Raw genomic sequence first — 25,028 nt, forward strand, 5'->3', positions numbered from 1 at the left:
AATAGAAAGTAAATTACTAAGCTGATGAAATTTTTCTCAAGAGCAGCCTTTTATAGGTGAAAATGGTATAATATAGTGAGAAGGATAGAGGAGAAGTGTAAATTGATCGCACAACTAGATACAAAAACAGTCTATAGTTTTATGGAAAGCGTCATTTCGATTGAAAAGTATGTGAGAGCAGCTAAAGAATACGGCTACACTCATCTGGCTATGATGGATATTGATAATCTTTATGGTGCTTTTGACTTTCTAGAGGTTACAAAAAAATATGGCATTCATCCTTTATTAGGGCTTGAAATGACTGTATTTGTGGATGCTCAGGAAGTGAATTTGCGCTTCTTAGCTCTATCTAGTGTAGGCTATCAGCAGTTGATGAAACTTTCAACAGCCAAGATGCAGGGGGAAAAAACTTGGTCAGTCTTGTCCCAGTACCTGGAGGATATCGCGGTAATTGTGCCTTATTTTGAAGAGCTTGAATCACTAAATCTAGGCTGTGATTACTATATAGGGGTTTATCCAGAAACACTGACAAGCGAATTTCATCATCCTATCTTACCACTTTATCGAGTCAATGCCTTTGAAAGTAGGGATAGAGAAGTTCTGCAAGTGCTAACAGCGATTAAAGAAAACCTACCGCTCAGAGAAGTCCCTTTGCGCTCGCGACAAGATGTCTTTATATCAGCAAGTTCTTTAGAGAAATTATTCCTAGAACGTTTTCCGCAAGCCTTGGACAATTTAGAAAAGCTGATTTCAGGCATTTCTTACGACTTGGATACGAGTCTGAAACTGCCTCGTTTTAACCCAGCTAGACCAGCAGTAGAGGAGTTGAGAGAGCGTGCTGAACTGGGGCTTGTTCAGAAGGGGTTGACTAGTAAAGAATATCAAGATCGACTAGACCAAGAATTGGCTGTTATTCATGATATGGGCTTTGATGATTATTTCTTGGTTGTTTGGGATTTGCTGCGTTTTGGACGTTCGAATGGCTATTATATGGGAATGGGACGGGGTTCTGCTGTTGGTAGCTTGGTTTCCTATGCTTTGAATATCACAGGGATTGACCCAGTAGAGAAAAATCTGATTTTTGAACGTTTCCTCAATCGTGAACGCTATACCATGCCTGATATTGATATTGATATTCCTGATATTTATCGTCCAGATTTTATCAGATATGTTGGCAATAAATATGGCAGTAAACATGCGGCTCAAATCGTTACCTTTTCAACCTTTGGGGCCAAGCAAGCTCTACGTGATGTTTTGAAACGCTTTGGTGTTCCAGAATATGAATTATCCGCAATTACCAAGAAAATCAGTTTCCGTGATAATCTCAAGTCAGCCTATGAGGGCAATCTCCAGTTTCGTCAGCAAATCAATAGTAAGTTAGAATACCAAAAAGCCTTTGAGATTGCTTGCAAGATTGAGGGCTATCCAAGACAAACCTCTGTCCATGCGGCTGGTGTTGTAATCAGTGACCAAGATTTGACCAACTACATTCCTCTAAAGCATGGTGATGAAATTCCACTGACTCAGTATGATGCTCATGGAGTTGAAGCTAGTGGGCTTTTGAAAATGGACTTTCTGGGACTACGAAATTTGACCTTTGTCCAGAAGATGCAAGAGTTGCTTGCTGAATCAGAAGGTATTCATCTGAAAATAGAAGAAATTGATTTGGAAGACAAAGAAACGCTAGCTCTTTTTGCTTCTGGCAATACAAAAGGTATCTTTCAATTTGAGCAACCTGGTGCTATTCGCCTGCTCAAACGTGTGCAACCAGTCTGTTTTGAGGATGTCGTAGCGACTACTTCCCTAAATCGACCAGGTGCTAGTGATTATATCAATAATTTTGTGGCAAGAAAGCATGGGCAGGAAGAAGTGACTGTTCTGGATCCAGTACTGGAGGATATTTTGGCTCCAACTTACGGAATTATGCTCTATCAGGAGCAGGTTATGCAGGTTGCCCAGCGATTTGCCGGATTTAGTTTAGGGAAAGCCGATATTTTGCGCCGAGCTATGGGGAAAAAGGATGCCTCTGCCATGCATGAGATGAGGGCTTCTTTTATTCAAGGTTCATTAGAAGCTGGTCATACTGTGGAAAAAGCAGAGCAGGTCTTTGATGTCATGGAGAAGTTTGCAGGTTATGGTTTTAACCGATCTCATGCCTATGCCTACTCAGCCTTGGCCTTCCAGTTGGCTTATTTCAAAACGCATTATCCAGCCATTTTTTATCAGGTCATGTTGAATTCCGCCAACAGTCATTACCTAACAGATGCCTTAGAAGCAGGCTTTGAAGTGGCGCCTCTGTCCATCAACACCATTCCCTATCACGATAAAATTGCGAACAAGTCCATCTATCTGGGATTGAAATCGATTAAGGGAGTCAGCAAGGATCTGGCTCTATGGATTCTTGAAAACAGACCCTATTCTAACATTGAAGATTTTATAGCTAAATTACCTGAAAATTATTTGAAACTTCCTCTGCTAGAACCTTTGGTAAAAGTTGGTCTTTTCGATTTATTTGAAAAAAATCGTCAAAAAGTATTCAATAATTTAGTTAATCTATTTGAATTTGTGAAAGAGTTAGGAAGTTTGTTTGGAGATACTATTTATAGTTGGCAGGAATCGGAAGATTGGACAGAGCAAGAAAAATTCTATATGGAACAAGAGCTTTTAGGGATAGGTGTTAGCAAACATCCCCTACAAACTATCGCAAGTAAAGCTATTTACCCGATTACCCCAATCGGAAATTTATCAGAAAATAGCTACGCTATTATTTTGGTTGAAGTTCAGAAAATAAAAGTAATTCGTACCAAAAAGGGTGAAAACATGGCTTTCTTACAGGTGGATGATAGTAAGAAAAAATTGGATGTCACTCTCTTTTCAGACTTATATCGTCAAGTTGGGCAGGAAATAAAAGAGGGAGCCTTCTACTATATAAAAGGAAAAATCCAGTCACGTGATGGCCGTCTGCAAATGATTGCACAAGAAATAAGAGAAGCAGTTGCTGAACGCTTTTGGATACAGGTGAAGAATCATGATTCGGATCAAGGAATTTCACGTATTTTAGACCAATATAAAGGCCCAATCCCAGTCATCATCAGGTATGAAGAGGAACAGAAAACAATCGTTTCCCCTCATCATTTTGTAGCTAAATCCAATGAATTAGAAGCGGAATTGAATGAAATGGTTATGAAAACGATTTATCGCTAAAAATACGGAAAATAGAAGAATTTTAAAATCAAATGTGGTATAATCAAGAAGAATGTTAAAAGAAAAAGGAGTATAAACCAATATGAAACGTATTGCTGTTTTGACTAGTGGTGGAGACGCCCCTGGTATGAACGCTGCTATCCGTGCAGTTGTTCGTCAAGCAATTTCAGAAGGAATGGAAGTGTTTGGTATCTATGACGGATATGCTGGTATGGTTGCCGGTGAAATTCATCCCTTAAATGCGGCTTCAGTAGGAAACATCATTTCTCGTGGTGGTACCTTCCTTCACTCAGCTCGTTACCCAGAGTTCGCTCAACTTGAAGGGCAACTTAAAGGGATTGAGCAATTGAAAAAACACGGAATTGAAGGTGTAGTTGTTATCGGTGGTGACGGATCTTACCACGGTGCTATGCGTTTGACTGAGCATGGTTTCCCAGCTATCGGTCTTCCAGGTACAATCGATAACGATATCGTTGGTACTGACTTCACAATCGGTTTTGACACAGCGGTTACGACTGCTATGGACGCTATCGATAAGATTCGTGATACATCATTAAGTCACCGTCGTACTTTTGTCATCGAAGTTATGGGGCGTAACGCTGGTGATATCGCTCTTTGGGCTGGTATCGCAACTGGTGCTGATGAAATTATCATCCCTGAAGAAGACTTCAAAATTGAAGATATCGTAGCAAGTATCAAAGCTGGCTATGAATGTGGTAAAAGACACAATATCATCGTTTTGGCAGAGGGTGTGATGTCAGCAGATGAATTTGCTCAAAAACTAAAAGAAGCTGGAGATACGACCGATCTTCGTGTGACAGAACTTGGACATATTCAACGTGGTGGTTCTCCAACTGCGCGTGACCGTGTATTGGCGTCACGTATGGGTGCCCATGCTGTTAAACTTCTTAAAAAAGGTATCGGTGGTGTTGCGGTAGGTATTCGTAACGAAAAAATGGTTGAAAATCCAATTCTTGGTACTGCAGAAGAAGGAGCATTGTTTAGTTTGGCAGCAGACGGTAAGATTATTGTAAATAATCCACACAAAGCTGATCTTGACCTGTCACAATTGAACAATTGCTTGTCATAATTCATAATTTAGTTAATAAGACCAAAAGGTCATATATATAAAGGAGTCACAAAAAATCATGAACAAACGTGTAAAAATCGTTGCAACTTTGGGTCCTGCGGTAGAAATCCGTGGTGGTAAAAAATTCGGTGATGACGGATACTGGGGTGAAAAACTTGATGTTGAAGCTTCAGCTAAAAACATTGCTAAATTGATTGAAGCTGGTGCTAACACATTCCGTTTCAACTTCTCACACGGTGACCACCAAGAACAAGGTGAGCGTATGGCAACTGTTAAACTTGCTGAAAAACTTGCAGGTAAAAAAGTTGGTTTCCTTCTTGATACAAAAGGACCTGAAATCCGTACAGAATTGTTCGAAGGTGAAGCTAAAGAATATTCATACAAAACTGGTGAAAAAATCCGTGTTGCAACTAAACAAGGAATCAAATCAACTCGTGAAGTGATTGCATTGAACGTTGCTGGTGCTCTTGATATCTATGATGATGTTGAAGTTGGTCGTCAAGTGTTGGTTGACGATGGTAAACTTGGTCTTCGTGTGGTTGCTAAAGATGACGCAACTCGTGAGTTTGAAGTTGAAGTTGAAAATGATGGCGTAATTGCTAAACAAAAAGGTGTGAACATTCCTAACACTAAAATTCCTTTCCCAGCTCTTGCTGAACGCGATAATGACGATATCCGTTTCGGTCTTGAACAAGGTATCAACTTCATCGCGATTTCATTCGTACGTACTGCAAAAGACGTGAACGAAGTTCGTGCAATCTGTGAAGAAACTGGAAACGGACACGTTCAATTGTTCGCTAAAATCGAAAACCAACAAGGTATCGATAACTTGGATGAAATCATCGAAGCTGCTGATGGTATCATGATCGCTCGTGGTGACATGGGTATCGAAGTACCATTCGAAATGGTTCCAGTTTACCAAAAAATGATCATCACTAAAGTCAATGCTGCAGGTAAAGTTGTTATCACTGCAACAAACATGCTTGAAACAATGACTGAAAAACCACGTGCAACTCGTTCAGAAGTATCAGACGTATTTAACGCTGTTATCGACGGAACTGACGCAACAATGCTTTCAGGTGAGTCTGCAAACGGTAAATACCCACTCGAGTCAGTAACTACAATGGCTACAATCGACAAGAACGCTCAAACTCTTCTTAATGAATACGGACGTTTGGATTCAGATTCATTTGAGCGTAACTCTAAGACAGAAGTAATGGCTTCAGCTGTTAAAGATGCTACTAACTCAATGGACATTAAATTGGTTGTAACTCTTACTAAGACAGGTCACACTGCACGTTTGATTTCTAAATATCGTCCAAATGCTGACATCTTGGCATTGACATTTGATGAATTGACAGAACGTGGCTTGATGTTGAACTGGGGTGTTATCCCAATGTTGACAGATGCTCCATCTTCAACTGACGATATGTTTGAAATCGCTGAACGTAAAGCGGTAGAAGCAGGTCTCGTTGAGTCAGGCGATGATATCGTTATCGTTGCTGGTGTACCAGTAGGAGAAGCTGTTCGTACAAATACAATGCGTATCCGCACAGTACGTTAAGAAAAATATAAAAACCTATCATATCCAGCTTTAGAGCTTGTGTGATAGGCTTTTTTTGTATAGAGGGTAAGAAAGAGGCAAAACTTTCATAATGGATTGATACTCTTCGAAAATCTCTTCAAACCACGTCAGCGTCGCCTTGCCGTATATATGTGACTGACTTTGTCAGTCTTATCTACAACCTCAAAACAGTATTTTGAGCAGCCTGCGGCTAGCTTCCTAGTTTGCTCTTTGATTTTCATTGAGTATGAAATAAGATATGCACAAATTGATTAGGAAAGTCAAATGAATTTCTACAAATGTTTTAGCAATCGTAATGTACTTGTCTAGATTCGATCTGATATATTTTTGATTTAATGATATGGTATTTAAAACCTCCAAAGCAGCTTGCTCCATTCTTTTACTTACGTGAGTGCAGATATTATTTATTGTTTTAGCGTCTTTGTGTTCCACTCTAACCACTATAGCTAGTGTACTAAGGAGTGTGTGCCTGAAAATATGGGAACTAAGGGGCTGATTTATCGGTTTCGCTAGTTTAGTATTTGCCTTTTGAAAAGTGATCTTAAATGCCTTTCTCTAAATTGACATATCACTATTGTTTCACAAAATCTAATCTGCTTTAGGTCACTTATTCTTTTTTTGAAATGTAGAATGAACTTTTTCAAAGTTTTTCGAATCCTTTAAAATCTGTTTGTTTTATATCGCCATTCTCCCCCTTTTTTAATTCTCCCTATACAGCCTGGCAATTTTTCCGATGGTACGAATATGGTTGCTTTCGTTTAGGTGGATGTCGGGATTGAGTTTTTTTGAGGTAGCCTTGGCGGAGTTTCTTGACATAGTTAGCGCCGTCTACTTGGAAGATGCCGATGGTATTATAGTCAATCTGTGGGGGATTCTTGATAAATAGGTAGTCGCCGTTTCTTATCTTTGGCTCCATGGCCCTGCTGACGACATAAGCGATTGCGTCTTAGTCGTCTGGGATTTCATCCTCATAGAATGGGAATTCCATATCTAAATCGTCGTCCTGCATCAAGCGGCTACCTGCAGAGATAAACTACCTAAAACGAGAGTAAGTAGTCTGTCTGTAGTCGTCCAGTCTGATGATTTTTACGATACTTCGTTTATCTTCGTTTTTCTGCTCATACAGTTGCCTCTCGGCATAGGTCAGGATTTTACCTTGTCTGGATGGTGTCCGTTGGTCGTAGATAGATTGGATATCGCTAGGAGAATCCTTTTGAACTGGAGGAAAGAGGCATCAATCAAGCTACTGAATACTTTAGCTAAGTCAAATATAGTATTTTTCTTAGTAGTCCTAACCCTTTTTTCATAATTTCCAATGGTGTTTTTACTTATACCTATCTTAGTACCCAATTTTTATTGAGTCCAACCATTTACTAGTCTATATTGTTTTATTTTTAGACTGTAACAATCGCAATCTCTTCTTTATCCACAAATGAAATCGCTTTCTATTTTTATAAGTAAAGCATAACACGAAATCCACGAAAATGAAAACTTTGTTGTGTTTTCGTAAAAAATTTGTTGACAGAGCACGAAACGCCTACTATAATTAAATCAAGCTTAAGGAAATAACAAAAAAACAAATCAGAGGGAAAGACGATGAACACACTAAATGAGAAAGTAATCAATATTTGTAAAGCAGTAGTTAAAGAAACTTTAATCCAAGACATTTAGGAGAAAAGATGAAGAAATCAAGAAAATTAGCCACATTAGGACTCTGTTCAGCCTTGTTTTTAGGCTTGGCAGCTTGTCAACAAGATGCTACAATTTCGAATGGGACGAGTCAAAGGCAAAGTAGTTCAACGAAAGTGCCATGGAAAGCTTCATACACCAACCTAAACACCCAGGTAAGTACAGAAGAGGTCAAATCTGTCTTATCAGCTCACTTGGATCCAAATAGTGTTGATGCCTTTTTTAATCTTGTAAATGATTATAATACCATTGTTGGCTCAACTGGTTTATCAGGAGATTTCACTTCCTTTACTCACACCGAATACGATCTTGAGAAAATTAGCCATCTTTGGAATCAAAAGAAGGGCGATTTCGTTGGGACCAACTGCCGTATCAATAGTTATTGTCTTTTGAAAAATTCAGTCACCATTCCAAAGCTTGAAAAGAATGACCAATTGCTTTCCCTAGATAATGATGCGATTGATAAGGGAAAGGTCTTTGATTCACAAGATAAGGAAGAGTTTGATATTCTATTTTCGAGAGTTCCAACTGAGGCAACTACAGATGTCAAGGTTCACGCTGAAAAGATGGAAACATTCTTCTCCCAATTTCAATTCAACGACAAAGCTCGAATGCTGTCTGTAGTTTTGCACGATAATCTGGATGGCGAGTATCTGTTTATTGGACACGTTGGCGTCTTAGTACCTGCTGATGACGGTTTCTTATTTGTAGAGAAATTGACTTTCGAAGAGCCCTACCAAGCGATTAAATTTGCCAGCAAGGAAGATTGTTACAAGTATTTAGGCACCAAGTATGCGGACTATACAGGCGAGGGACTGGCTAAGCCTTTTATCATGGATAATGATAAGTGGGTTAAACTTTAATGGTGGTATGATATGACAGTAATCCTAGAACTTTTATTTCTATTTTTGATGAGTTGGTGGGTTATTTCAATCGTTAATAGCCAGAAACCACGAAAAAATGAAACATTTATTGGTTATATCCAAAGATACGATATTGATGGGAATGGCTATCAATCAGAAGTATGGGAAGTGACTGAGGAGGAAGATTTATAATTAAAGAACAGAATCTTCTTTACAGTATTTCACCTATTTCCAAACAGTCCATTTGTAGTTTTATCCAGATTGGTATATAATTTAACTTAGAGAAAATAGGAGGACTAATCAGATGGAATTAAAAGATTTTACAGAAAAAGAACAGGAAATGATAAAGAATGGGCTGACGACGTCTAAGATTAGTGACAAGGAAACTGCTGAGAAGATTCTTGCGCTTGTCCCACAAGACTTGATTAAGCGAATCCCGTTTTTCGTCAGAAAACATGCGACGACACGTACTATTAAACGCATTTCAATCGAACACCCTGAGCTTTACGCTACAGCTCAAACAAGTGGTGAAATCCCAGAAAAAGAACGAGAAGAACTACGTCAGATTATCACGACGATCTTTGAACAAAAGATGAATAAGCATAGTATTAAGTAGAGAATGAAAATGTATTTGATTTGTGAATTGTTAACTAGTTATATATCATTTTAAAAATCGCAATTTATATTCTACTATACAATACTCAACAAAAACGAACAGGCTCTTTTCTGTTATTCAGAAGAGAACTTGTTCGTTTTTATCTTATTTTCCTTAAAAAGCTCGATACACATAGGGGTTTTCTGGTTTATCGACTTTGGTAAAGCTTTCGATTTCCAAGGTTGGAAGGTTTTGTTTGAGTTCTTTATGGTAGTGATTGACCAGTTTTCCCTTGGCTGTTATCCAAGTATTATTTTCATATTGACGGGTATTTCCCTTGGTCAGTAAGCCATAGACACCTGAATCCGCGATACAGTGGATAATGCCGAAGCGGAACAGAAATTGGCTATTGGCATGACTGGGGTCGTTATAGACAAAGCCTGTAAACTGGATTGTCTTGCCCTCAAACTCATCTGGATAGTCGTAGATAGCTTCCATGACTTCCATATAGTTTTCGTTAGTAATGTTAATGCTATCTTGGGACAAGTATTTATCCGCCGCCGTTCGCATTTCCTTTTCATAGGCTGATTTTGAAAAATAAGAACTGGTATCTGGTTTCAAATATTGACTTGTCGTCCCTTCGCTTGTCTGAATGGCCAGATCCGTTCCTTCCGATAGGGGGAAATGATAGCCTTTTGCTGAAACGGTCTGAGAATCCAAGCTAACAGTTGGAAAAGTTAAGCCGATGACAAGTGGAATAGCCAGAAGAGAAATACTCGTCATCTTGGCTAATCGGCTATTCAGATGACTGTGGGTTTTGACTTGCTTCATCCAGATATACAATTGAACAATAGCCAAGATAAAGGAAAGGACCATGGAAATATAGGCAAGATAGGAATAGTGCATGTTGATGTACTGGTTTAATTTGCCCGACAGATGGAGATAAATAGTCAGTTCAAAATAGCCAGCTAAAACTAAAAATCGAATCATAGGATGACTCCAATCAAGAGAGAATACACTAAGACGACAAGAGTCACAATCATAATGAAGTGACTGATAAATCGTGCTTTCAAGTAATTTTTCATCATGAGAATATTTTTAATATCCAGCATTGGGCCAATAACGAGAAAGGCTAGAACCGGTGCCAATCCGAAACTCGAGAGAAGAGAAGTCCCGATAAAGGCATCCGCCTCACTACAGAGCGAAAGAAGAAAGGCCAAAAGCATCAAGAGCAGGATGGCAAAAAGAGGAGTCGCACTGATAGAGGTCAGAATTCGAGTCGGAACGTAGACCTGTGTCACAGAAGCAAAGAGACAGCCGAATACCAAATAACGTCCCGTATCAAAAAATTCATCAATTGCTTGCACAAAAACCTGAAAAACTTTTTTTGCAGGACTCAAATGAGAAAAATCGTGCTCATGACAGGCCAAACGATTTTCTTTCTGAATCGGTTCTTGCCAGAAGAATCCTAGAAAAATCCCAAGTATCACAGCCACTACAATGGAACCTAGAGCTCGTAACAGAGCGACATGGAAGGAGTTCCCAAAGGCAGAATAGGTCGCAAAGAGAACAATAGGATTGATGACAGGTGCTGTCACAAGAAAGGGAACGGCCGTGTAACTGGGAACCTTTTTTTCCAGAAAACGATTGATAATGGGGACGATTCCACATTCACAAGAAGGGAAAAGTATCCCAACGAAGGTCCCAAAAAAGATTCTCCCCCAACGATTTCGAGGGAGAAAATGATAAACCTTGTCAGGTGTGATATAGACCTCAATCAGCCCTGAGACAATACTTCCTATCAGAACGAAGGGTAGGGCTTCAATGATTATAGAGAGAAAAATAGCCCCAGTCTGAAGCACACTAGATGGGAGTTGTTGGAAAGCAGTCATCTAGTTTTTCTTTTCTGCTTTGGCTTTTTTCTCTTTGTCATCAGGGAAAGTGACTTGTTTCAAATCTGGGAGTTTAGCAAACTCTTCAAACATCTTGTCCAAGTCGTCTCGTTTTGTAAATTTTACAGCCATAGGTGTACCTCGATTCTAAATTCTACCTCTATTATACTATTATTTTGAGGAAAAGGGAGTTTTTTAATTTGTTTTCGATAGTTGATACTCTTCGAAAATCTCTTCAAACCACGTCAGCTTCGTCTTGCCGTATATATCATAGGTATAGGTAACTGACTTCGTCAGTCTTATCCACAACCTCAAAACCGTGTTTTGAGCTGACTTCGTCAGTCTTATCCACAACCTCAAAACGGTGTTTTGAGCAGCCTGCGGCTAGCTTCCTAGTTTGCTTTTTGATTTTCATTGAGTATGAAAAGGATTGGAGAAAGCCTTCCAGCTTATGGTATAATAGTTTCATGGATAAAAAATATGAAAAAATCTCCCAGGATTTGGGAGTGACGCTAAAGCAAATTGATACTGTTCTAAGTTTGACAGCTGAAGGGGCGACTATTCCCTTTATTGCGCGTTATCGCAAGGACATGACTGGTAGTCTGGATGAGGTGGCGATTAAGGCTATTATCGACATGGATAAAAGTCTGACAAATCTCAACGACCGTAAGGAAGCTGTCTTGGCTAAAATTCAAGAACAAGGCAAGCTGACCAAGGAGTTGGAAGAGGCTATCTTAGCAGCCGAAAAATTAGCAGACGTAGAAGAACTCTATCTTCCATACAAGGAAAAGCGTCGAACCAAGGCAACTATTGCCCGTGAAGCCGGACTCTTCCCACTTGCTCGCCTGATTTTGCAGAATGTAGCTGACTTAGAGAAAGAGGCTGAAAAGTTTGTCTGTGAAGGATTTGCGACTGGTAAGGAAACCTTGGCTGGTGCAGTTGATATCTTGGTCGAAGCCTTATCGGAAGATGTGACCTTGCGTTCCATGACTTATCAGGAGGTTCTGAGACACTCTAAACTCACTTCTCAAGTCAAGGATGAAAGTCTTGATGAAAAGCAGGTTTTTCAGATTTATTATGATTTTTCAGAGACGGTTGGAAATATGCAGGGTTATCGTACCTTGGCCCTCAATCGTGGGGAGAAGCTAGGTGTCTTGAAGGTTGGTTTTGAACATGCGACGGACCGCATTCTTGCCTTCTTTGCTGCTCGTTTCAAGGTAAAAAATGCCTATATAGATGAAGTTGTTCAACAGTCAGTTAAGAAAAAAGTCTTACCTGCTATCGAGCGACGCATTCGGACAGAATTAACTGAGAAAGCAGAAGAAGGAGCTATCCAACTCTTTTCTGACAACCTGCGCAATCTCCTCTTGGTTGCTCCATTGAAAGGGCGCGTGGTTCTAGGATTTGACCCTGCCTTTCGTACAGGTGCCAAGCTAGCTGTCGTGGATGCAACAGGGAAAATGCTGACAACTCAGGTCATTTATCCTGTCAAACCAGCGTCAGCTCGTCAAATCGAAGAAGCCAAGAAAGATCTGGCAGATTTGATTGGTCAATACAGTGTAGAAATTATTGCCATAGGAAATGGGACGGCCAGTCGTGAAAGTGAAGCCTTTGTGGCGGAAGTTCTGAAAGATTTTCCTGAGGTTAGTTATGTCATCGTAAACGAAAGTGGTGCTTCGGTCTACTCTGCCAGCGAACTTGCTCGTCAGGAGTTCCCAGACTTGACCGTTGAAAAACGCTCTGCTATTTCTATCGCCCGTCGTTTGCAGGACCCCCTTGCTGAATTGGTCAAAATCGATCCTAAGTCAATCGGTGTCGGTCAATACCAGCATGATGTCAGTCAGAAGAAACTATCTGAGAGTCTGGACTTTGTTGTCGATACAGTGGTAAACCAAGTCGGTGTCAATGTCAATACGGCCAGTCCAGCTCTTCTTTCACACGTAGCTGGACTCAATAAAACCATTTCTGAAAATATTGTCAAATACCGTGAGGAAGAAGGAAAAATCACTTCACGCGCCCAAATCAAGAAAGTTCCGCGTCTGGGGGCCAAGGCTTTTGAACAGGCAGCTGGTTTCCTTCGTATCCCTGAAAGTAGCAATATCCTTGATAATACAGGAGTTCACCCAGAAAACTATTCTGCTGTTAAGGAACTCTTTAAACGTTTAGATATTAAAGACCTAAACGAGGAAGCCCAAAGCAAACTCAAGTCGCTTTCAGTCAAAGATATGGCGGTAGAGCTAGACCTTGGTCCAGAAACCCTTAAAGATATCATTGCAGATCTTCTCAAACCAGGTCGAGATTTCCGTGATTCCTTTGATGCACCTGTACTTCGCCAAGATGTCCTAGATATCAAAGACTTAGTGGTCGGACAGAAGCTGGAAGGTGTGGTGCGTAACGTCGTTGACTTTGGTGCCTTCGTTGACATTGGGATTCATGAGGACGGCCTGATTCATATTTCACATATGAGTCGTAAATTTATCAAACATCCTAGCCAAGTGGTATCCGTTGGTGATTTGGTGACCGTTTGGGTCAAGAAAATCGATACTGAACGTGAAAAAGTCAATCTGTCGCTCCTCGCTCCAAATGAAACTGACTGATTACGTCAAGCAGGTTTCACTAGAAGACTTCGGCAGACCTTTTATCCATCATGTCCAGTGGAATTCTCGTCTACGTTCGACAGGTGGGCGATTTTTCCCCAAAGATGGGCATTTGGATTTCAACCCAAAGGTTTATCAGGAACTGGGTCTGGATGTTTTTAGGAAAATTGTTCGACATGAACTCTGTCATTATCATCTCTATTTTCAAGGGAAGGGCTATCAACACAAGGATCGGGATTTTAAGGACCTTTTGAAAGCAGTGGATGGATTACGCTTTGTGCCCTCCTTGACAAATAGCCACTCTAAACCACTCAAGCTTTATCGTTGTCAATCCTGCCAACAAAGGTATCAGCGCAAGCGTAGGATTGATACCAAACGCTATCGCTGTGGACTTTGTCGAGGTAAATTGCTACTAATAAATCAGCCTGAGGACTGATGAAAGCCGAGCCTACCCGTGATATACTATGTCTAACCTAGCAGAAAGAGGAAATATCATGAACAGTAAATTTTATAAAATGAGACGAAATCGCATGATTTCAGGAGTTCTGGCAGGTCTGTCAGACAAGTGGAACTTTGATGTTACCCTGGTTCGTTTTCTATTTGCTATTTTTACAGTCGCAAACTTTGGACTTGGCGTGATTATCTATATCATCCTAGCTTCTATCATGCCAACCAAGGAAGAAATCGAAGCAGAAATGTATGGAACAGGTCCACGCAAACGCAAAGAAGCCCAAGCTATTGACGACAATGAAGGCTGGTTTTGGTGAGGTTTAACAAAAGATTTTGAATAAGCAAAAAGCTTTAAATCAATAGTCTAAACTGCTTGATTTAAAGCTTTTTTACTTTTAATAATATTTCGCCAGTCTCATCTGTAAACTAAAAATATTATTTTGAACTTAGATTTCTAATCTGATTTTTCATGCTGAGACAATACATTTTTTGATAAATGATAGATACTGATAACAACTGATAGCCAGCAAATAGCATAAGCAGTAGCTGTAAATTGTGTACCGATAAAGTGTGTCTTTTCAACTAAGAGCTGACCGATGAATGGAGAGAGGAGATAGAGAAGTCCGATGAGTATATGTTCTTTGTGTTTCATTAAAGCGCACCTTCTTTCCTTATAGGTTGAACGACTTGCAAGTGTTAAATTTAATGGTATGTTATCTAGGTAAGCTTACTCAAATGTTAGTTTCCGCTTCCTCCTTTCCAAAGTAAGCCTTTTTACACTTATATTTTACAATTTTAAAAATAGAAAATCAAATTATTTTCTAAGTAATTTTGCTTACATTTCCCCCAATCTTACAAAAATGTAAGATTAAAGTCTCTTTTGTAAGGTTAGGTTATGGCAAGCGGTCTTTTTTTGATGTAAACTAGACTCATAAAGAACAAAGGAGTAACATCATGAAACAAATCTTACAGAAGAAAACAAGAAAACCAAGCCACAAAGATATCGAGCGTGTTCAACTGGGATGCGCTATGATGCAAGCAACATTTCATTTGATGGGATATTAAGAAAGGAGATTCTCATGACACTTTTAGATGTAAAACACGTTCAAAAAATTTATAAAACTCGTTTTCAGGGCAACCAAGTAGAAGCCCTCAAGGATATTCACTTTACCGTAGAAAAGGGAGACTACGTTGCCATCATGGGTGAGTCTGGTTCTGGTAAATCAACTCTTCTCAATATTCTAGCTATGCTGGATAAACCAAGTCGTGGTCAGGTTTACCTGAATGGAATTGACACCGCAACCATTAAAAATTCACAGGCTTCTAGCTTCCGTCGTGAAAAATTGGGCTTTGTCTTCCAAGACTTTAACTTGCTAGATACTCTGTCTGTTAAGGACAATATCTTGCTTCCGCTTGTCTTGTCAAGAAGACCCATTACGGAAATGATGAAGAAATTGGTGGTGACAGCTGAGAATCTAGGTATCAACCAATTGCAAGAGAAGTACCCTTACGAGATTTCTGGTGGTCAGAAACAGCGTGTAGCAGTAGCCCGCGCCATCATCACAGAACCTGAAATTCTCCTTGCGGATGAGCCAACAGGGGCCCTTGACTCCAAATCATCTGCAGCCTTACTTGATGTCTTTGATGAAATCAATGAGCGTGGCCAAACCATTCTTATGGTAACCCACTCAACAGCAGCAGCTAGCAGGGCTAAACGTGTACTCTTTATCAAAGACGGCATTCTTTACAATCAAATCTACCGTGGAGAGAAGACAGAACGTCAGATGTTCCAAGAGATCTCTGATACCTTGACTGTCATGGCAAGCGAGGTGAATTAGTATGTTTCGATTAACCAATAAGTTAGCGGTATCGAACTTGATTAAAAACCGCAAACTCTACTATCCTTTTGCGCTGGCTGTTCTCTTGGCAGTCACTGTCACCTATCTCTTTTACTCTCTAACTTTCAATCCTAAGATTGCGGAAATCCGTGGAGGATCAAGCATTCAAGCTACTCTAGGATTTGGTATGTTTGTCGTCACCCTTGCGTCAGCCATTATCGTCCTCTATGCCAATAGTTTTGTTATGAAAAATCGTTCCAAGGAACTAGGAATTTATGGCATGCTGGGTTTGGAGAAGCGTCATCTAATCAGTATGACCTTTAAGGAGTTAGTGCTATTTGGGATTCTAACTGTTGGAGCGGGTATCGGTATTGGAGCCTTGTTTGACAAGTTAATTTTCGCTTTCTTGCTCAAACTGATGAAATTGAAGGTTGAGCTGGTCGCTACCTTCCAGATGAAAGTTGTCATTACAGTACTTGTTGTCTTTGGTTTGATTTTCCTAGGCCTCATGTTCCTGAATGCCCTTCGAATCGCCCGTATGAATGCCCTCCAGCTCTCGCGTGAGAAAGCAAGCGGAGAGAAAAAAGGTCGTTTCCTACCTCTCCAAACGATTCTTGGTTCGATTAGTTTAGGGATTGGCTATTATCTTGCCCTTACGGTAAAAGATCCTCTTACAGCCTTAACAACCTTCTTCATAGCTGTTTTGCTGGTTATCTTTGGTACTTATCTCTTGTTTAATGCAGGAATTACAGTCTTCCTACAAATCTTAAAGAAAAATAAGAAATACTATTACCAACCTAATAACCTGATCTCAGTGTCTAACTTGATTTTCCGTATGAAGAAAAATGCGGTTGGACTAGCAACTATCGCTATCTTGTCAACAATGGTTTTGGTAACCATGTCAGCAGCGACAAGCATTTTCAATTCCGCAGAAAGCTTTAAAAAAGTTCTAAATCCTCATGATTTTGGAGTTTCAGGGCAAAATGTTGAAAAAGAAGACTTGGACAAACTCTTGAGCCAGTTTGCAAGTGACAAAGGTTATAAGATTAAAGAGAAAGAAGTGATTCGTTATACTTACTTTGGTGTTGCAAACCAAGAAGGAAATAAGTTAACACTTTTTGAAAAAGGACAAAATCGTGTCCAACCCACAACAGTTTTTATGGTATTTGACCAAAAAGATTATGAAAACATGACTGGTCAAAAACTGTCTCTATCAGGAAATGAGGTCGGACTCTTTGCCAAGAATGAGGGAGTTAAAGAACAGAAAACTCTAATTCTGAATGATCATCAATTTTCTGTCAAAGAAGAATTTAATAAAGATTTTATTGTCAACCACGTTCCAAATCAGTTTAATATTTTGACTGCTGATTACAATTATCTTGTTGTACCTGATTTACAAGCCTTTTTGGATCAATTCCCAGATTCGGCTATCTATAATCAGTTTTACGGTGGTATGAATGTAAATGCCAGTGAAGAAGAACAACTCAAGGTCGCTGACGAGTATGATAAATACCTCGATCAATTTAATGCTCAATTAAACACGGAAGGTAGCTATGTTTATGGTAGCAATCTATCAGATGCTAGTTCTCAGATGAGTGCCCTCTTTGGTGGTGTCTTCTTTATCGGTATTTTCCTATCCATTATCTTTATGGTCGGAACTGTTCTGGTCATCTACTACAAACAAATTTCTGAAGGCTACGAAGACCGTGAACGCTTTATTATCTTGCAGAAAGTTGGTTTAGATCAAAAGCAAATCAAGCAAACCATCAACAAACAGGTTTTAACTGTTTTCTTCCTCCCTTTGCTTTTTGCCTTCATACATCTAGCCTTTGCCTACCATATGCTTAGTCTGATTCTAAAAGTGATTGGTGTACTGGATACGACTATGATGTTGATTGTAACCTTGTCTATCTGCGCTATCTTCCTCATCGCCTATGTCTTGATTTTCATGATTACTTCTAGAAGCTATCGCAAGATTGTACAAATGTAAAAAAGATACCTCGACTTGAAAATCGAGGTATTTCTTGTCTTCTAAATGCTGAAAAGTTGTCCGAGCAAGAAGGTAACTCCCATAGTCAAGAGACCAATAGTGAGGTTTCGAATCATAGCTGTTTTGGTTGGGGCTTTTCCAAGTTTGGCACTAGTGTAACCAGTGAGAAGAAGGGCCACACCGACGATAAGGACAGTAGCAGGGATGCGGTATTCACTTGGGAAAATGGTCACTGACAGCATTGGTGGTAAGCTACCAAGGAAAAAGGAAATAAAGCTAGAGATGGCAGCATGCCAAGGATTGGTAAACTCTTCATACTCTATCCCATATTTTTCCTCTACCAAAGCCTTGAGAGGATTATTTAAAAAGGCTTTGTTGGTGAGAAGTTGGGCTGATGTTTCACACTCGCCATTTTGAATATAGGCAGCATAGAGGGACTTTTTGGCTAGTTCCATATCTTGGTCTAGCAAGAGTTGCTCACGCGCAACGGCCGCTTCCTCAGTATCTTTTTGAGTTGAAACGGACACATATTCTCCACCAGCCATTGAAAAGGCACCAGCTAAGATAGCCGCAAAACCTGATAAAAAGATAATCCAGATATTGCTCGTAGCACTAGCAACCCCAATAACCACACCAGCAATGGAAATAATTCCATCGTTGGCACCAAGAACACCTGCACGCAGGATATTTAAACGCCCTGCAAAGTTTGAATCAATTTCGTGATTTGTTTCTGACATACTAATCTCCTTTTTATCCAGTATAAAGGAAAAATATAGGGAAATCAATCTTTTAAAAGTATCTGAAAAAAGTTGCACGATTTTAATGATATAAAAATGTCGACATCTTCTCTGATAGATCAAACACCGAAGGTAAAGAGTATAGAATAGCATAAAAAATTTTAAATTAAATACGATAAACATTTTGTTCACTTTATAATCGTTTGCAAGAGAATAATTAGTATTAAATCAAATAAAATCCAAATATTTTACGAACTTTTTTATATTTTTTTCGTAAAAGGCTTTACAAGTTCTTGGAAACATGATATAGTAATAAAGCTTAGAAAATGAGATGATGTTTTCTAGCAAATATAAACCCGAGTAAAAAATGCCTACGGACAGGCAGGGTTGAATGCCGAAGCGTGGTTGAAAAACCACATTATTGATAGGGTTAAAAGCCTACTTTTATAAGTTGATGTTAGGACACTTGTCCTAATTCATAAATTTTTAGTGTGGTGAAAGCACACGTCATCTTGTGAAACGATCAATAAAGTACGTAATATTTGCTACTAGAGAGTTAGGAAACATCGGGAACAGACATACTCAACAGAAACCAAAATAAACACGTCAGAAGATTGCAGAGCAGGTGAAAACCTGCTCTTTTTTCATGAGTCAACCTTTAGTTCCTTAGTTTTCATAAGGTCCTAAAAATATTTAAAGGAGTATGTCTTGAAAGAGTTAGATCAAAATCAAGCCCCAATTTATGAGGCCTTGGTGAAGTTACGCAAGAAAAGGATTGTTCCCTTTGATGTACCAGGTCACAAACGCGGACGAGGAAATCCAGAACTTGTCGAACTCTTAGGTGAAAAATGTGTTGGCATTGATGTCAATTCGATGAAACCCTTGGATAATTTAGGCCATCCTATTTCGATTATTCGTGATGCAGAGGAGCTAGCTGCAGATGCTTTTGGAGCTAGCCATGCTTTTCTAATGATAGGGGGAACAACCTCATCGGTGCAGACTATGATTTTGTCAACCTGCAAGGCAGGAGATAAGATTATTCTGCCAAGAAATGTCCATAAATCTGCCATCAATGCGCTGGTTCTATGTGGTGCCATTCCCATCTATATAGAGATGAGTGTAGACCCTAAGATTGGTATCGCTTTAGGTCTTGAAAATGACCGAGTAGCCCAGGCCATAAAGGACCATCCAGATGCCAAGGCCATTTTGATTAACAATCCCACTTACTACGGCATCTGTTCAGACCTAAGGGGATTGACAGAAATGGCTCATGAAGCTGGCATGATGGTTTTAGTAGATGAGGCCCACGGAGCGCATTTGCATTTTACATATAAATTACCTCTATCTGCTATGGACGCAGGTGCTGATATGGCAGCAATTTCCATGCATAAGTCTGGTGGGAGTTTGACACAGAGTTCGCTTCTTTTAATCGGAGAGCAGATGAATCCTGAGTACGTTCGTCAGATAATCAATCTGACCCAGTCAACATCTGCCTCTTATTTGCTGATGGCTAGTTTGGATATTTCACGTCGTAATCTAGCCCTTCGTGGTAAAGAGTCTTTTGAGAAGGTCATCGAGCTATCAGAGTATGCTCGTCGTGAAATCAATGCCATTGGTGGCTACTATGCCTATTCAAAAGAGTTAATAGATGGTGTGTCGGTATGTGATTTTGATGTGACCAAGCTGTCAGTTTACACTCAAGGTATTGGTTTAACAGGTATCGAGGTTTACGACCTCTTGCGAGACGAATACGACATTCAGATTGAGTTTGGTGATATTGGCAATATCTTGGCCTATATTTCGATTGGTGACCGCATCCAAGACATCGAGCGCTTAGTCGGTGCTTTGGCTGATATCAAGAGACTCTATTCACGAGATGGGAAGGACTTGATAGCTGGAGAATATATCCAGCCCGAGTTGGTGTTATCTCCTCAGGAAGCCTTCTATTCAGAGAGAAAAAGTTTGACCTTGGATGAATCTGTTAGACAGATCTGTGGAGAATTTGTCATGTGCTATCCTCCAGGAATTCCTATCTTGGCTCCTGGAGAACGCATTACACGAGAAATTGTCGACTATATCCAATTTGCCAAGGAACGTGGTTGCTCCCTCCAAGGGACGGAAGATCCTGAGGTCAATCACATCAACGTCATTAAGAGAAAGGAGATCTAGATGGATTTATGGTTTTCTGAAGTTCATACTCCAGATGTCAAATTGTCCCTGAGAACAGCCAAGCAACTCTACGCTGGTAAAAGTGAATGGCAGGATATCGAAGTCTTGGATACCCCAGCTTTTGGAAAGATTTTGATTTTAAATGGGCATGTTTTGTTCTCAGATGCGGATGATTTTGTCTACAATGAAATGACCGTCCACGTTCCCATGGCTGTGCATCCCAATCCAAAGAAAGTCTTGGTTATTGGGGGTGGCGACGGCGGTGTTGCCCAAGTATTAACTCTCTATCCTGAGCTTGAACAAATCGATATTGTGGAACCAGATGAGATGTTGGTTGAAGTCTGTCGTGAGTATTTCCCAGACTTTGCTGCAGGGCTAGATGATCCTCGTGTTACCATTTACTACCAAAATGGGCTACGCTTTTTGCGAAACTGTGAAGATGACTATGATATTATCATCAACGATGCGACAGATCCATTTGGCCATACGGAAGGGCTCTTTACCAAGGAATTTTACGGTAACAGTTACAGAGCCTTGAAAGAAGACGGTATCATGATTTACCAGCATGGGAGTCCTTTCTTTGACGAAGATGAGTCAGCTTGTCGAAGCATGCACCGCAAGGTCAATCAAGCCTTTCCAATCAGTCGGGTCTATCAGGCCCATATCCCAACTAGCCCTGCTGGCTATTGGTTGTTTGGATTTGCATCTAAAAAATACCACCCTGTCAAAGATTTTGACAAGGAAGGCTGGAAAAAACGCCAGCTTTTCACAGAATACTACACTGCAAACTTACATGTAGGGGCCTTTATGTTGCCCAAGTATGTTGAGGACATTTTAGAAGAAGAGGAAGGAAAAAAATGAGTCGTTTACTAGTTATTGGATGTGGGGGCGTTGCCCAAGTTGCTATTTCAAAGATTTGCCAAGATAGCGAAACCTTTACAGAAATTATGATTGCTAGCCGTACTAAGTCAAAATGTGATGACTTGAAAGCTAAACTGGAAGGCAAAACAAGTACAAAGATTGAGACAGCTGCTCTTGATGCTGACAAGGTAGAAGAAGTGATTGCCCTGATTGAAAGCTACAAACCGGAAGCTGTTTTGAACGTAGCTTTACCATATCAAGATTTAACCATTATGGACGCTTGTTTGGCAACAGGTGTTCACTATATCGATACAGCCAACTACGAAGCAGAAGACACAGAAGACCCTGAATGGCGTGCTATTTATGAGAAACGTTGTAAGGAACTTGGTTTTACTGCCTACTTTGACTACTCATGGCAATGGGCTTATCAGGAGAAATTCAAAGAAGCTGGCTTGACCGCTCTTCTTGGTTCTGGTTTTGACCCAGGTGTGACCAGTGTTTTCTCGGCTTATGCTCTCAAACACTATTTTGATGAAATCCACTATATCGACATTTTAGACTGTAATGGTGGTGACCACGGTTATCCGTTTGCGACCAATTTTAATCCAGAAATCAATCTACGCGAGGTTTCTGCACCGGGTTCTTATTGGGAAGATGGAAAATGGGTCGAAGTTGAAGCCATGTCTATCAAGCGTGAGTACGATTTCCCTCAGGTTGGACAAAAAGACATGTATCTCCTTCACCACGAAGAAATTGAATCATTGGCCAAGAACATTCCAGGTGTCAAACGCATTCGCTTCTTTATGACCTTTGGTCAATCTTACTTGACGCACATGAAATGCTTGGAAAACGTTGGACTCCTTCGTACAGATACCATTAACTTCAATGGACAAGAAATCGTTCCAATCCAATTCTTAAAAGCTTTGCTCCCAGATCCAGCCAGCCTTGGACCACGTACTGTAGGTAAAACCAATATCGGCTGTATCTTTACAGGTGTTAAAGATGGTATTGAAAAGACCATCTACATCTACAATGTTTGCGACCATCAGGAATGTTACGCAGAAGTTGGTTCACAAGCTATTTCTTACACAACTGGCGTTCCAGCCATGATTGGGACGAAATTAGTTATGAACGGAACTTGGAAACAACCTGGAGTTTACAACCTTGAAGAGTTGGATCCAGATCCATTTATGGAAGCTCTGAATGAGTATGGCTTACCTTGGGTTGTGGTTGAAAATCCGCAAATGGTGGACTGATGAAGCTAGAACAAGTACCCACACCAGCCTATGTCATTGACTTGGCCAAGCTAGAAGACAATTGCCGGATTCTTCAACGAGTTCAAGAAGAAGCTGGTTGCAAGGTTTTGCTTGCCCAGAAGGCATATTCCCTTTACAAAACCTATCCCTTGATTAGCCAGTATCTATCTGGTACGACAGCTAGTGGACTCTATGAGGCCAAATTGGCAAGGGAAGAATTTCCTGGTGAAGTCCATGTCTTTGCACCTGCTTTCAAGGATGCAGACTTGGAGGAATTACTTGAGATAACAGACCATATCGTCTTTAACTCAGAAAGACAGTTGCGTAAACATGGTCCGCGTTGTCGAGATGCTGGTGTAAGCGTGGGTTTGCGACTTAACCCTCAGTGTTCAACACAGGGTGACCACGCGCTCTATGACCCTTGCGCCCCTGGCTCCCGTTTTGGAGTAACTTCAGACAAGATACCGAGTGATTTGCTGGAATTGGTAGACGGTCTTCATTTTCACACCCTTTGCGAGCAGGGAGCAGATGATTTAGAGACAACTTTGAAAGCAGTAGAAGAGCAGTTTGGTTCTTATTTGCATCAAGTTAAATGGCTCAATATGGGGGGAGGACACCACATCACGAGGGAAGACTACGATATAACTTTGCTGATTTCAGAAATCAAGCGTATCCGAGAAACTTACAATCTTGAAGTCTATATCGAGCCGGGTGAAGCCATTGCACTCAATGCAGGTTATCTAGCAACTGAAGTATTAGATATTGTAGAAAACGGTATGGAAATCTTGGTTTTAGATGCCTCTGCGACCTGCCATATGCCTGATGTACTTGAGATGCCCTATCGTCCACCTTTGAGAAATGGCTTTGAGGCACAGGAAAAAGCCCATACATATAGACTTTCTTCCAATACTTGTCTGACGGGCGATGTGATTGGTGATTATAGCTTTGAAAATCCAGTCCAAATCGGAGACAGACTTTATTTTGAAGATATGGCCATTTATTCCTTTGTCAAAAACAATACCTTCAACGGTATTGGGTTGCCCAGTCTTTATCTCATGGACGATCAGGGTGACTGCAGCTTAGTTAAAGCTTTCGGATATCAAGACTTTAAAGGGAGATTATCATGATGGACAGTCCAAAAAAATTAGGCTATCGTATGCCAGCAGAGTACGAACCCCATCATGGTACCCTCATGATATGGCCGACTCGACCAGGATCGTGGCCTTTTCAAGGAAAAGCTGCTAAAGCAGCATTTAGCCAGATTATCAAAACTATTGCTCAAGGGGAAAGAGTCTATCTTTTGGTGGAGCAGGATTATCTATCTGAAGCCCAAGACTACCTTGGAGATAGCGTTGTTTATTTAGACATTCCCACCAATGATGCCTGGGCGCGTGATACAGGTCCGACTATTCTTGTCAATGATAAAGGCCAGAAATTAGCCGTGGATTGGTCTTTCAATGCTTGGGGTGGTGCTGTTGATGGTCTTTATCAAGATTATGAAGATGATGACCAAGTAGCTAGTCGTTTTGCTGAGGCCTTGGAAATGCCTGTTTACGATGCCAAACCTTTTGTCCTTGAAGGCGGAGCGATACACAGCGATGGTCAAGGAACCATTCTCGTGACTGAAAGTTGCCTTCTCAGTCTTGGTCGCAATCCTCATCTTAGTAAGGAAGAAATCGAAAATACCTTATTAGAGTGCCTTGGAGCTGAAAAAGTTATCTGGCTTCCTTATGGTATTTATCAGGATGAAACCAATGAACACGTTGACAATGTTGCTGCCTTCGTTGGTCCTGCTGAGCTTGTTTTGGCTTGGACAGACGACGAAAGTGATCCTCAATATGCCATGTCAACAGCTGATTTAGCGCTTTTAGAAAAGGAAACAGATGCAAAAGGTCGTCACTTTACTATTCATAAATTACCTATCCCTGCAGTTCGACAAGTTGTGACAGAAGAAGATCTTCCTGGTTATTCCTACGAAGAAGGTGAAGAAGAACGATACGCAGGTGAAAGGCTTGCTGCTTCCTATGTCAATTTCTATATTGCCAACAAGTCTGTTTTAGTGCCACAGTTTCAGGATAAAAACGACCAAGTGGCCCTAGATATCCTCAGTAAATGTTTCCCAGACCGTAAAGTTGTCGGAACTCCAGCGAGAGATATTCTTTTAGGTGGTGGCAATATCCACTGTATCACCCAACAAATCCCAGAATAGGAG

23 protein-coding genes are annotated in these 25,028 nt (G+C 40.4%); 16 read left to right on the forward strand and 7 right to left on the reverse strand.

The features are described from left to right. The first annotated feature begins 102 nt into the window (after positions 1–102). From DSY56_RS01095 to pyk, 3 genes are all read left to right on the forward strand, one after another. Positions 103–3,204, forward strand: coding sequence for a DNA polymerase III subunit alpha (locus tag DSY56_RS01095; RefSeq protein WP_200832313.1), 3,102 nt, complete (start codon positions 103–105; stop codon positions 3,202–3,204). An 82-nt stretch (positions 3,205–3,286) separates the two neighbouring features. Beyond that, a complete protein-coding gene (pfkA, locus tag DSY56_RS01100) occupies positions 3,287–4,294 on the forward strand; it encodes a 6-phosphofructokinase (protein ID WP_000820871.1) in 1,008 nt (335 codons plus the stop codon). A 58-nt stretch (positions 4,295–4,352) separates the two neighbouring features. Further along, entirely contained in the window at positions 4,353–5,858 is a 1,506-nt protein-coding gene (pyk, locus tag DSY56_RS01105; protein ID WP_112443566.1) for a pyruvate kinase, read from the forward strand. A gap of 730 nt (positions 5,859–6,588) precedes the next feature. Here the strand turns inward: pyk and DSY56_RS11765 are convergent. Further along, positions 6,589–6,795 (reverse strand): S24 family peptidase, encoded by a 207-nt coding sequence (locus DSY56_RS11765; RefSeq protein WP_173212270.1) that lies wholly within the window; start codon positions 6,793–6,795, stop codon positions 6,589–6,591. Positions 6,796–7,558: 763 nt separating this feature from the next. On the opposite strand from DSY56_RS11765, the gene DSY56_RS01125 reads away from it, so the two are divergent. From DSY56_RS01125 to DSY56_RS01135, 3 genes are all read left to right on the forward strand, one after another. Further along, positions 7,559–8,431, forward strand: a complete 873-nt coding sequence (locus DSY56_RS01125) for a DUF4300 family protein (protein WP_112443568.1) — start codon at positions 7,559–7,561, stop codon at positions 8,429–8,431. A 12-nt stretch (positions 8,432–8,443) separates the two neighbouring features. Beyond that, positions 8,444–8,623 (forward strand): hypothetical protein, encoded by a 180-nt coding sequence (locus tag DSY56_RS01130; protein ID WP_112443569.1) that lies wholly within the window; start codon positions 8,444–8,446, stop codon positions 8,621–8,623. A gap of 112 nt (positions 8,624–8,735) precedes the next feature. Beyond that, positions 8,736–9,047 carry a hypothetical protein gene (locus DSY56_RS01135; RefSeq protein ID WP_112443570.1) on the forward strand — a complete coding sequence of 104 codons (312 nt, stop codon included), beginning with the start codon at positions 8,736–8,738 and terminating at the stop codon, positions 9,045–9,047. 153 nt (positions 9,048–9,200) lie between these two features. On the opposite strand, the gene DSY56_RS01140 is transcribed toward DSY56_RS01135, so the two are convergent. The 4 genes from DSY56_RS01140 to DSY56_RS12185 form a co-directional block, all read right to left on the reverse strand. Then, positions 9,201–10,016 (reverse strand): TIGR03943 family putative permease subunit, encoded by an 816-nt coding sequence (locus DSY56_RS01140; protein WP_112443571.1) that lies wholly within the window; start codon positions 10,014–10,016, stop codon positions 9,201–9,203. After that, entirely contained in the window at positions 10,013–10,918 is a 906-nt protein-coding gene (locus tag DSY56_RS01145) for a permease (protein ID WP_112443572.1), read from the reverse strand. The genes DSY56_RS01140 and DSY56_RS01145 overlap by 4 nt, the downstream gene beginning before the upstream one ends. Continuing rightward, complete coding sequence (locus DSY56_RS12550) at positions 10,919–11,050, reverse strand: SPJ_0845 family protein (RefSeq protein ID WP_000268685.1); 132 nt, start codon at positions 11,048–11,050, stop codon at positions 10,919–10,921. A gap of 136 nt (positions 11,051–11,186) precedes the next feature. After that, entirely contained in the window at positions 11,187–11,333 is a 147-nt protein-coding gene (locus DSY56_RS12185) for a hypothetical protein (RefSeq protein ID WP_234990538.1), read from the reverse strand. Between the two features lie 52 nt (positions 11,334–11,385). Between DSY56_RS12185 and DSY56_RS01160 the strand changes: the two genes are divergently transcribed. Genes DSY56_RS01160 through DSY56_RS01170 form a run of 3 tightly spaced genes read left to right on the forward strand, consistent with a single transcriptional unit; the run spans position 11,386 to position 14,282 of the window. Beyond that, positions 11,386–13,515 carry a Tex family protein gene (locus tag DSY56_RS01160; protein ID WP_112443573.1) on the forward strand — a complete coding sequence of 710 codons (2,130 nt, stop codon included), beginning with the start codon at positions 11,386–11,388 and terminating at the stop codon, positions 13,513–13,515. After that, positions 13,502–13,951 carry a SprT family protein gene (locus DSY56_RS01165; protein WP_112443574.1) on the forward strand — a complete coding sequence of 150 codons (450 nt, stop codon included), beginning with the start codon at positions 13,502–13,504 and terminating at the stop codon, positions 13,949–13,951. The genes DSY56_RS01160 and DSY56_RS01165 overlap by 14 nt, the downstream gene beginning before the upstream one ends. 58 nt (positions 13,952–14,009) lie before the next feature. Next, positions 14,010–14,282, forward strand: coding sequence for a PspC domain-containing protein (locus DSY56_RS01170; RefSeq protein ID WP_001085044.1), 273 nt, complete (start codon positions 14,010–14,012; stop codon positions 14,280–14,282). Positions 14,283–14,419: 137 nt separating this feature from the next. Here the strand turns inward: DSY56_RS01170 and DSY56_RS01175 are convergent, their stop codons facing one another. Beyond that, positions 14,420–14,617 (reverse strand): hypothetical protein, encoded by a 198-nt coding sequence (locus DSY56_RS01175; RefSeq protein ID WP_112443575.1) that lies wholly within the window; start codon positions 14,615–14,617, stop codon positions 14,420–14,422. 427 nt (positions 14,618–15,044) lie between these two features. On the opposite strand from DSY56_RS01175, the gene DSY56_RS01180 reads away from it, so the two are divergent. Further along, a complete protein-coding gene (locus DSY56_RS01180; RefSeq protein ID WP_112443576.1) occupies positions 15,045–15,803 on the forward strand; it encodes an ABC transporter ATP-binding protein in 759 nt (252 codons plus the stop codon). A 1-nt stretch (position 15,804) separates the two neighbouring features. Further along, the gene (locus tag DSY56_RS01185; protein ID WP_112443577.1) at positions 15,805–17,793 is read left to right on the forward strand and encodes an ABC transporter permease; all 1,989 of its coding nucleotides are present in this window, start codon (positions 15,805–15,807) and stop codon (positions 17,791–17,793) included. Positions 17,794–17,834: 41 nt separating this feature from the next. On the opposite strand, the gene DSY56_RS01190 is transcribed toward DSY56_RS01185, so the two are convergent. Beyond that, entirely contained in the window at positions 17,835–18,530 is a 696-nt protein-coding gene (locus DSY56_RS01190; RefSeq protein WP_112443578.1) for a VIT1/CCC1 transporter family protein, read from the reverse strand. Between the two features lie 708 nt (positions 18,531–19,238). Here DSY56_RS01190 and DSY56_RS01200 point away from each other — a divergent pair. Genes DSY56_RS01200 through aguA form a run of 5 tightly spaced genes read left to right on the forward strand, consistent with a single transcriptional unit; the run spans position 19,239 to position 25,025 of the window. Next, entirely contained in the window at positions 19,239–20,699 is a 1,461-nt protein-coding gene (locus DSY56_RS01200; protein ID WP_112443580.1) for an aminotransferase class I/II-fold pyridoxal phosphate-dependent enzyme, read from the forward strand. After that, complete coding sequence (speE, locus tag DSY56_RS01205) at positions 20,700–21,560, forward strand: polyamine aminopropyltransferase (RefSeq protein ID WP_000366713.1); 861 nt, start codon at positions 20,700–20,702, stop codon at positions 21,558–21,560. It abuts the gene before it with no gap. Next, positions 21,557–22,816 carry a saccharopine dehydrogenase family protein gene (locus DSY56_RS01210; protein ID WP_112443581.1) on the forward strand — a complete coding sequence of 420 codons (1,260 nt, stop codon included), beginning with the start codon at positions 21,557–21,559 and terminating at the stop codon, positions 22,814–22,816. The genes speE and DSY56_RS01210 overlap by 4 nt, the downstream gene beginning before the upstream one ends. Then, on the forward strand, positions 22,816–23,943 hold the full coding sequence (nspC, locus tag DSY56_RS01215; protein WP_112443582.1) for a carboxynorspermidine decarboxylase: 1,128 nt from the start codon (positions 22,816–22,818) through the stop codon (positions 23,941–23,943). The genes DSY56_RS01210 and nspC overlap by 1 nt, the downstream gene beginning before the upstream one ends. Further along, on the forward strand, positions 23,940–25,025 hold the full coding sequence (gene aguA, locus DSY56_RS01220) for an agmatine deiminase (RefSeq protein ID WP_112443583.1): 1,086 nt from the start codon (positions 23,940–23,942) through the stop codon (positions 25,023–25,025). Before nspC ends, aguA begins: the two co-directional genes overlap by 4 nt. Positions 25,026–25,028: the final 3 nt, after the last annotated feature.

Origin of the sequence: Streptococcus sp. 596553, assembly GCF_900411395.1 — a bacterium.
Taxonomy (GTDB): Bacteria; Bacillota; Bacilli; order Lactobacillales; family Streptococcaceae; genus Streptococcus; species Streptococcus mitis_BA.

Bases quoted from the DNA above. Each gene is read 5' to 3' on its own strand.
- speE (WP_000366713.1), top strand. From the start codon at position 20,700: ATGGATTTATGGTTTTCTGAAGTTCATACTCCAGATGTCAAATTGTCC.
- DSY56_RS01175 (WP_112443575.1), bottom strand. From the start codon at position 14,617: ATGAAACACAAAGAACATATACTCATCGGACTTCTCTATCTCCTCTCT.
- DSY56_RS01185 (WP_112443577.1), top strand. From the start codon at position 15,805: ATGTTTCGATTAACCAATAAGTTAGCGGTATCGAACTTGATTAAAAAC.
- DSY56_RS01165 (WP_112443574.1), top strand. From the start codon at position 13,502: ATGAAACTGACTGATTACGTCAAGCAGGTTTCACTAGAAGACTTCGGC.
- nspC (WP_112443582.1), top strand. From the start codon at position 22,816: ATGAAGCTAGAACAAGTACCCACACCAGCCTATGTCATTGACTTGGCC.
- DSY56_RS11765 (WP_173212270.1), bottom strand. From the start codon at position 6,795: ATGGAGCCAAAGATAAGAAACGGCGACTACCTATTTATCAAGAATCCC.
- DSY56_RS12185 (WP_234990538.1), bottom strand. From the start codon at position 11,333: ATGAAAATCAAAAAGCAAACTAGGAAGCTAGCCGCAGGCTGCTCAAAA.
- DSY56_RS01140 (WP_112443571.1), bottom strand. From the start codon at position 10,016: ATGATTCGATTTTTAGTTTTAGCTGGCTATTTTGAACTGACTATTTAT.
- aguA (WP_112443583.1), top strand. From the start codon at position 23,940: ATGATGGACAGTCCAAAAAAATTAGGCTATCGTATGCCAGCAGAGTAC.
- pfkA (WP_000820871.1), top strand. From the start codon at position 3,287: ATGAAACGTATTGCTGTTTTGACTAGTGGTGGAGACGCCCCTGGTATG.
- DSY56_RS01190 (WP_112443578.1), bottom strand. From the start codon at position 18,530: ATGTCAGAAACAAATCACGAAATTGATTCAAACTTTGCAGGGCGTTTA.
- pyk (WP_112443566.1), top strand. From the start codon at position 4,353: ATGAACAAACGTGTAAAAATCGTTGCAACTTTGGGTCCTGCGGTAGAA.
- DSY56_RS01145 (WP_112443572.1), bottom strand. From the start codon at position 10,918: ATGACTGCTTTCCAACAACTCCCATCTAGTGTGCTTCAGACTGGGGCT.
- DSY56_RS01135 (WP_112443570.1), top strand. From the start codon at position 8,736: ATGGAATTAAAAGATTTTACAGAAAAAGAACAGGAAATGATAAAGAAT.
- DSY56_RS01125 (WP_112443568.1), top strand. From the start codon at position 7,559: ATGAAGAAATCAAGAAAATTAGCCACATTAGGACTCTGTTCAGCCTTG.
- DSY56_RS12550 (WP_000268685.1), bottom strand. From the start codon at position 11,050: ATGGCTGTAAAATTTACAAAACGAGACGACTTGGACAAGATGTTTGAA.
- DSY56_RS01210 (WP_112443581.1), top strand. From the start codon at position 21,557: ATGAGTCGTTTACTAGTTATTGGATGTGGGGGCGTTGCCCAAGTTGCT.
- DSY56_RS01160 (WP_112443573.1), top strand. From the start codon at position 11,386: ATGGATAAAAAATATGAAAAAATCTCCCAGGATTTGGGAGTGACGCTA.
- DSY56_RS01180 (WP_112443576.1), top strand. From the start codon at position 15,045: ATGACACTTTTAGATGTAAAACACGTTCAAAAAATTTATAAAACTCGT.
- DSY56_RS01130 (WP_112443569.1), top strand. From the start codon at position 8,444: ATGACAGTAATCCTAGAACTTTTATTTCTATTTTTGATGAGTTGGTGG.
- DSY56_RS01170 (WP_001085044.1), top strand. From the start codon at position 14,010: ATGAACAGTAAATTTTATAAAATGAGACGAAATCGCATGATTTCAGGA.